Raw genomic sequence first — 7,027 nt, 5'->3', positions numbered from 1 at the left:
TACAACGACACTTGGAACATTGTTGGATTTAGTAGTCAAACTAACACTAAAATTTATATATTTGACAGGCTCGGAAAATTGCTCAAACAGATCTCTCCATCTGGTGATGGATGGGACGGAACGTACAACGGGGCGGAGATGCCGAGCAGCGACTATTGGTTTGTTGTGGAGTACGTAGAGCCATCGACGGGACAGAGCAAAGAGTTTAAAGCCCATTTTACTTTGAAAAGATAGAATTTATGAATTTAAAAAAGTATTGTTTAATAGCAATTGTAGCATTATTTACGAAATTAGGAACAGCGCAGGAAGGCCTTCCAATCTACTCAGATTACTTAACCGATAATTATTATTTGATTCATCCCTCGATGGCGGGAGTTGCAAATTGTGCAAAAGTGAGATTGACTGCTCGTATGCAGTGGTTCGGTCAAGATGATGCGCCAGCATTACAGACATTAAGTGTAAACAGTAGAATAGGAGAATCGCAATCGGCAATTGGAGCCATTGTATATAACGATAAGAATGGTTACCATTCGCAAACAGGAGCCTATGTTACTTATGCACACCATTTGATGTTCTCAAGAAATGAAATCGACTTAAACATGTTATCTTTTGGTTTAAGTGTAGGTGCAATTCAATATAGATTGGATGAAACGGCTTTTATCAATGAACCTTTTGATCCTATCATTGCAGGAGTTGAGCAAAGTGCCACTAACTTTAATGTGGATTTCGGGTTTTCATACCATTTCTTAGATTTCTATGCCCATGCTACTGTTAAAAATCTATTGAACAATGATGGAATTAACTTCAATGAGCAGGGATTGAGCTATGAGAATTTAAGGACTTATTTGTTCTCTGTTGGTAATGTGTTCCAAAGATATGGGAGCGACTGGACTTTTGAGCCTTCTGTAATGTTCATGTATAGAGATGCCACAGAGGAGTCTTCATTCGACTTAAACCTTAAGACTTATAGAGAGATGGATTTCGGAAAAGTTTGGGGAGGATTGTCTTATAGAAGAAGTTTGGACGGTGCTGAGTATTTGGATGGTTCAGGTGTTAGTAATCAAAAATTGCAATATTTTACTCCATTTGTGGGTGTAGACTACAATAATTTTGTATTCGCTTATACCTATTCATATCAAGCAAACTCTGTTGTTTTTGATAATGGAGGGTTCCATCAAATTACACTTGGATATAATTTTAATTGTAGAAGAGAGAAATACCAGTGTAACTGTCCTGCGATTAATTAAGCTTAATAATACACGATATAAAAAACGTCCCGAATTTGGGACGTTTTTTATTTTAGGGCAGCTTATACTCTACCATTGGTAGTTTTTCTTTTTGGCTTGTGTTTTAATGGCAATGACCATGGCTTCCTCCAAATTTTGATCTTCTTCAGTTTTGTTTGCTTCAATGAATTGCAGTCGCTTTTTGTTGAGTTGCTGTATTTGTTCTTGGATAGCTTTACGTTCCTTTTCCTTTGCAGCAACATAGGCCTTGATTTCTAATGTAGATTTACCTTTTAATTCTTCTGGTAATTCGGAGGATTGTAAATCTTCAAGTTTTAATTCTTCATTTGAGACAGCGTCCACCAAATCCCAGTTGGAATTTGTGTAGAGGTGAGTGCTTTTGCTCACTGTTCGACTTACGTGACTTGCTTCCCCTAAAGCAGCCGAATTTGTGTCTTGAATCTTCTGTTCCATTATTTTCTCTTTTCCTATATTGCCATAAGCAACATAAGTTCCATTCAGTTTTTGATTGAGTTGAAGGATCTCACTATCAAATGGAGTGGCCACATAAACAGTCTGTCGGTTATGGTCAATAGCCATATAATTGCCGTGTCCAACATTGGCGCCCGATTTCCAATAGGTATTTATTCCTAGGTTATAATCGCCGCAAAAAATTGTGTTCACCGTAATATGTTTTTCAACCGCCAATTCAGACGCTTTCTTGTAACTGATAGGGCCTTGGGTAAAAGGTTCGTTTCCTGCAATAAAAATGAGCTTTAAATCATCTTGATTGTTGCCCCATTGAAGTCTTTCAATAGAAGTTTGAATGACTTGGCCACAATATTCTTGACCTCCATTTGTGGTGAGAGAAAACAATTGTTTTGAGATTTCATCCAAATCGTCGCTAAAGGGAAGAATTTGTCTTATATATCCATTATCTGCATTCAGGTTGTCATTGCCATATTCATAAAGCGCAATTTGAAGTTTTGGGCTGTTGCCATTACATTTTGCATAGGAGAGTTCGTTGACAATTTTCCACAATTGTGCTTTGGCTTGGTCGATGAGGCCGTCCATACTATTACTTGTATCTAGTAACAAGGCTACTTTGATATATTGTTCTTGGTTGAGGGGGGCGGGGTTGTGAAAAGAGACGCTTAAATTATTTGAAATTGGTTTTGAATTGTTGGCATTACAGGAGAACATCACAGCAACACTTGCAGCCAATAGGAAAGGCTTGAGAAATGGTTTCATAATCTTGTTGTTTTTTGATTTGAACTTTAAAACTATGTAGAACTTTTTTCTTATTCAATCTAGAATTAGGGAATAGTATTGTTGGTTGAGTGAGAAGGAACCTTAGGTGAGCAAGTCAATCTAAAAGATATGTTTTGAATCTTCAATCTGAAGTTTTCAGTTTTAAAATGCCAATTAAAGTGAGTATGTTTATACATTGAATATTTTTAAATGGCCACAATTTTTAAATACATTTTTATACTGCTGTTTTGTTTGACTTCCCTCTTTACAATTGGTCAAAATCAATTACTACAGGATACACAAACTTTTACTGTTAAAGGGAAAGTGGAAGAAAAGGATACTTACCAACCCATTCCAAAGGTGAATATTGAGGTAAATGGAGGGGGCTATACCAAAACCGACAGTAACGGGGAGTTTAGAATCCAAGTTAAAATTGGTGATGAATTGGCAATTCGGCACAAAGATTTTGAAACGGTCTATTACACCATCGTGAGTCAAGATCGCATCTTGGTACAGGTGGAGCCTGTAAGTCCCTCACTTGTCAGCAGTCGATATCAAAAAAAGGATTCCAAGGCCTTTAGGCAGTTAATTGATTCTGCCAACGTATACGCCAAACAAGATGCCGAAAAGGCCATTCAGTTTGTGACAGAGGCGCTCAAGGAAAGCTATTCGGTCAACCAAAGTGCCGAAGCCTATGAAACCTTGGCTGATATTTACAAAGCTTGGAAGCAATATGATTTAGCTGTGAGCAATTATAGGATTAGCCTTCAAAACTACAAATCGAATGAGGTTCAGTTAAAATTGGGAAATGCCTATCGATTGAACAAGAATTATCAGGAAAGTTTGGATGTTTATGGAACTATTGATTTTGGTAGTTTACAGGCCTTTCAGAAGGTGGTGTACTTTGAAGGCTTGGGAGATACTTATTACAACACAAAATCATATTCCAAAGCGCTAGAGAATTATAAAAAGGGACTTCAGGTAGCTCAAGAGCATTTAATCACTCCAAAGGTTACGGACTTAAGTTCCAAAATTGCACAGGCTTATAATTCGCAAGGGGAAGTTCAAAAAGCCAAACAATTGTTTGATAATTCATTAAATCTGGCTTCGAAGGAGAATAAGAAAAGGTCGGTAGAGGAGAAAATCACCGTGGCGGAATTCAATAGTGAAAACCAAAACTATTCGGATGAAATTAAGTTGAGAAAAGAGGCTCTGGACGATATATCAGATATTCAACTTCAGGATTCCATAATAGATAATGAAAGTGCGCTTACACTTCAAAAGCAGAATTATAAGATAGGAAATGCCTATTTTCTTCAGAAGGATTTTGATAGTGCCATTTCGTATTTGGAAAGAAGTATCAAGGAAGCTGATGACAAGGAAGATTTGGTGGTAAAAAAGGATGCTACCCGTAAATTGTCTGATGTATATGCCGATGCTGGAGATTTTGACAAGGCAAGGAAAACTTTTGAAGAGTACACCGCAGCGGTAGATGAGCTTTATATTAAAAAGGAACAGGAGATTTCGCAGTTGGCGCGTTTCAACAGGAGTATTATTGAAAAGCAAAATAGGATTAATAGTTTGGAAAGTGACCGACAATTATCTGAAAGTAAATACCAGCTTTCCAACGAACGCAACAAGCGCCAACAATTGATTATTTATTCCTTGGTGTTTGGAGTTGTATTGCTTTTGGTTACTGCCTATTTCATGTTCAAATACATCAAGCAACAACGTTTGGCCAATAATTTGCTGGCATTAAAATCCTTGAGGAGTCAAATGAATCCACATTTTATTTTTAATGCTTTGAACTCGGTAAACAGTTTTATTGCCCTGAATGATGAGCGTACCGCCAACAAGTATTTAAGTGATTTTTCCTATTTGATGCGGGCCGTTCTCGAAAACAGTGAGGAAGATTTTATTCCACTTCAAAAGGAAATTGAATTATTGGAGCTATACACCAAATTGGAGCATTTTAGGTTCAAGGACAAGTTTGATTATAGCATTACCGTGGATGATCGAATAAATGTTGGGTATTATAAAATTCCGCCCATGTTGTTACAGCCTTATATTGAAAATGCAGTGTGGCACGGTTTGCGCTATAAAAATGAAAAAGGCCATTTATCTATTGTGATAGACAGGGTAAGCGAGGACGAAATATGTATTACCATTGCAGATGATGGTATAGGGAGGGAGCGTTCCAAAGCCTTGAAAACGGAACGTCAACAGCAACAAAAGAGTAAAGGGATGGACAATATCAAAAAGCGAATTTCCATTCTGAACAACATGTACAAGGATAAAATTGATGTAAGGATTGAGGACTTTCAGAAGGAGGAAGATTCAGGGACTAAAGTGGTGGTTACCCTGAAAAAGGATTAAAACGATTAAAGTACATCTCATAAGATATAAAAAACAACCAAATTCTAGCATTATGAAACTAAGAGCCATTATTGTTGAGGACGAAGAGACCAGCAGGGAGATTTTAAAGAATTATCTAAAAAAATATTGTCCCAATGTGGAAGTTTTAGGTGAAGCCGCCAATGTTGAGGAAGCCTTGGTGTTGATAAGAAATCAAGCTTTGGACTTGGTGTTTTTGGATGTGGAAATGCCGTATGGAAATGCCTTTGATTTATTGGATAGGGTAGGAGATATTAATTTTGAAACGGTATTTGTAACCGCTTATAACCATTATGCCATCGACGCCTTGAATGCCCATGCGTCTTATTATTTGATGAAACCTGTTTCTATAGACGAACTCATCAAAGCAGTAGACTATGTTACCGAAGTAAAAACGAAGGAAAATGCACTACAAGGTCAGGTGTTGGTTCCTAAAACCAATCGGGTTAATGGGAAGATTACAATACCCCAACAGGATGGGTTTGAAGTTTTAAATACAGCCAATATTTTGTACTGCAAAGCCGATGACAATTACACTGAAATTTACCTTGATAACAACCGAAAAAAACTGGTAAGTAAAACGCTAAAATACTTTGAGGATGCCCTAATAGGTAGTAGTTTTGTAAGAGTCCATAAAAGCTATTTAGTGAATACAAATGAAGTCACTAAATATGTAAAGGGGAAGGGAGGAAGTGTTGTGTTGAGCAATGGTAAGGAAATCATGGTTTCGGCCTCCAAAAAATCAGACCTGCTATCTTATTTTAAATAATTCTACGTTTTTAAACGTCATCAAATAAAAAATTATGCCAGTTATAAAACCCGTAAATGGAAAGTTTCCTCAGATTCCTGAGGATTGTTTTGTGGCCGAAAATGCCACAATTGTTGGAGAGGTGAGCATGGGCTCGCAATGTAGTGTTTGGTTCAATGCGGTGATTCGCGGAGATGTTCATTTTATAAAAATGGGGGATAAGGTAAACATTCAGGATGGCGCCGTCATTCATGCTACGTATCAAAAGTCACCTACAACTATCGGGAACAATGTGTCCATTGGGCATAACGCTATTGTACATGGTTGTACTGTTCACGATAATGTGTTGATTGGTATGGGAAGCATTGTGATGGATGATTGTGTGATTGAAAGTAACAGTATCATTGCTGCTGGTGCTGTGGTGACCAAGAATACGGTGGTTGAATCGGGGAGTATTTATGCCGGTGTTCCGGCTAAAAAAGTTAAGGATATCAGCGAAGAATTAATTTCAGGAGAAATTGATAGAATTGCCAATAACTACGTGAAATACTCTAGCTGGTTTCAGGAAGCCTAAAGTAAAATGTGTTGGACTTTGTAATCCTCTCCTAACAGCGATTCCATGACTTGAGGTGTTCCTGTTGTGTAGAAATCGTAGGACGTTTTTGTAAGTTCAGTATTTAATAAATGGTGCTGTTGCAGGATGGCTTTGGTTTGTCTTGCGACAGCTGCACCCGAATCGATGATTTTAACCGATTTAGGGAGGATTTGAAGCAACAAAGGTATCAAATAGGGGTAATGGGTGCAACCTAGTACCAAATAGTCTATATTGGCATCTATCATAGGTTGTAAATATCCTTTCAATAAGGCTTCCATTTCTTCAGAATCCATCTTTCCACTTTCAATCAATTCAACAATGCCATCTCCAACTTGTTCAATAACATTAATACCATTGCTGTATAGATTGGTAGTGGTATGAAAAAGTTCGCTTGAAAGTGTTCCCTTGGTTGCCAAAATACCAACAGCTTTGGTATGGGTATTTAGCGAAGCAGGTTTGATGGCAGGTTCAATTCCTATAAAGGGCACATCAAAAGTACTGCGAAGCAATTTGATGGCATTAGTCGTAGCCGTGTTGCAGGCCACTACAATGAGTTTACTTCCTTTGTTTAATAAGAATTCAGTGTTTTTGATACTTAGATCTATGATCTGTTGTTTGGTTTTGGTGCCATAGGGAGCATTACTGCTATCAGCCAAATAGATGGTGTTCTCATTGGGCAAGAGCAATTGGATTTCTTTCCAAATAGAAGTTCCGCCAACACCGGAATCGAATATACCAATAGGTTGTTTACTCATCGATACAAAAATAAAAAAGCCGCTTTTGTAAAGCGGCTTTTTTTAATTTTTTTGTGAA

At 37.5% G+C, this 7,027-nt stretch carries 7 protein-coding genes; 5 read left to right on the top strand and 2 right to left on the bottom strand.

Annotated elements, in window-relative coordinates; translation table 11 throughout:
- Together AC6I5C_RS14605 and AC6I5C_RS14600 are read left to right on the top strand one after the other, a co-directional pair.
- The coding region (locus tag AC6I5C_RS14605) for a T9SS type B sorting domain-containing protein (RefSeq protein ID WP_497905793.1) at positions 1-234 on the top strand (234 nt) is incomplete at its 5' end.
- A 5-nt stretch (positions 235-239) separates the two neighbouring features.
- The gene (locus tag AC6I5C_RS14600; RefSeq protein WP_497905792.1) at positions 240-1,247 is read left to right on the top strand and encodes a PorP/SprF family type IX secretion system membrane protein; all 1,008 of its coding nucleotides are present in this window, start codon (positions 240-242) and stop codon (positions 1,245-1,247) included.
- A 69-nt stretch (positions 1,248-1,316) separates the two neighbouring features.
- Here AC6I5C_RS14600 and AC6I5C_RS14595 read toward each other — a convergent pair whose 3' ends face one another.
- Positions 1,317-2,477: a vWA domain-containing protein gene (locus AC6I5C_RS14595; RefSeq protein ID WP_497905791.1), complete on the bottom strand. Its 1,161-nt coding sequence runs from the start codon at positions 2,475-2,477 to the stop codon at positions 1,317-1,319.
- A gap of 210 nt (positions 2,478-2,687) precedes the next feature.
- Between AC6I5C_RS14595 and AC6I5C_RS14590 the strand changes: the two genes are divergently transcribed.
- The 3 genes from AC6I5C_RS14590 to AC6I5C_RS14580 are packed head-to-tail and all read left to right on the top strand — an operon-like array spanning position 2,688 to position 6,193.
- Positions 2,688-4,853: a histidine kinase gene (locus tag AC6I5C_RS14590; RefSeq protein WP_497905790.1), complete on the top strand. Its 2,166-nt coding sequence runs from the start codon at positions 2,688-2,690 to the stop codon at positions 4,851-4,853.
- A gap of 52 nt (positions 4,854-4,905) precedes the next feature.
- Positions 4,906-5,640, top strand: a complete 735-nt coding sequence (locus AC6I5C_RS14585; RefSeq protein ID WP_497905789.1) for a LytR/AlgR family response regulator transcription factor — start codon at positions 4,906-4,908, stop codon at positions 5,638-5,640.
- A gap of 34 nt (positions 5,641-5,674) precedes the next feature.
- Positions 5,675-6,193: a gamma carbonic anhydrase family protein gene (locus tag AC6I5C_RS14580; RefSeq protein ID WP_307901329.1), complete on the top strand. Its 519-nt coding sequence runs from the start codon at positions 5,675-5,677 to the stop codon at positions 6,191-6,193.
- Here the strand turns inward: AC6I5C_RS14580 and murI are convergent.
- Complete coding sequence (murI, locus tag AC6I5C_RS14575) at positions 6,190-6,969, bottom strand: glutamate racemase (RefSeq protein ID WP_497905788.1); 780 nt, start codon at positions 6,967-6,969, stop codon at positions 6,190-6,192. The two genes, AC6I5C_RS14580 and murI, sit on opposite strands and share 4 nt — an antisense overlap.
- Between the last annotated feature and the right edge of the window lie 58 nt (positions 6,970-7,027).

This window comes from Mangrovimonas sp. sgz306409, assembly GCF_059735265.1.
The sequence above is the reverse complement of the archived record's forward strand: the minus strand, read 5'-3'. Positions and strand labels throughout refer to the sequence as shown.

Coding starts and splice junctions, on each gene's coding strand:
- AC6I5C_RS14600 (WP_497905792.1), top strand. CDS start 240: ATGAATTTAAAAAAGTATTGTTTAATAGCAATTGTAGCATTATTTACG.
- AC6I5C_RS14595 (WP_497905791.1), bottom strand. CDS start 2,477: ATGAAACCATTTCTCAAGCCTTTCCTATTGGCTGCAAGTGTTGCTGTG.
- AC6I5C_RS14590 (WP_497905790.1), top strand. CDS start 2,688: ATGGCCACAATTTTTAAATACATTTTTATACTGCTGTTTTGTTTGACT.
- AC6I5C_RS14585 (WP_497905789.1), top strand. CDS start 4,906: ATGAAACTAAGAGCCATTATTGTTGAGGACGAAGAGACCAGCAGGGAG.
- AC6I5C_RS14580 (WP_307901329.1), top strand. CDS start 5,675: ATGCCAGTTATAAAACCCGTAAATGGAAAGTTTCCTCAGATTCCTGAG.
- murI (WP_497905788.1), bottom strand. CDS start 6,969: ATGAGTAAACAACCTATTGGTATATTCGATTCCGGTGTTGGCGGAACT.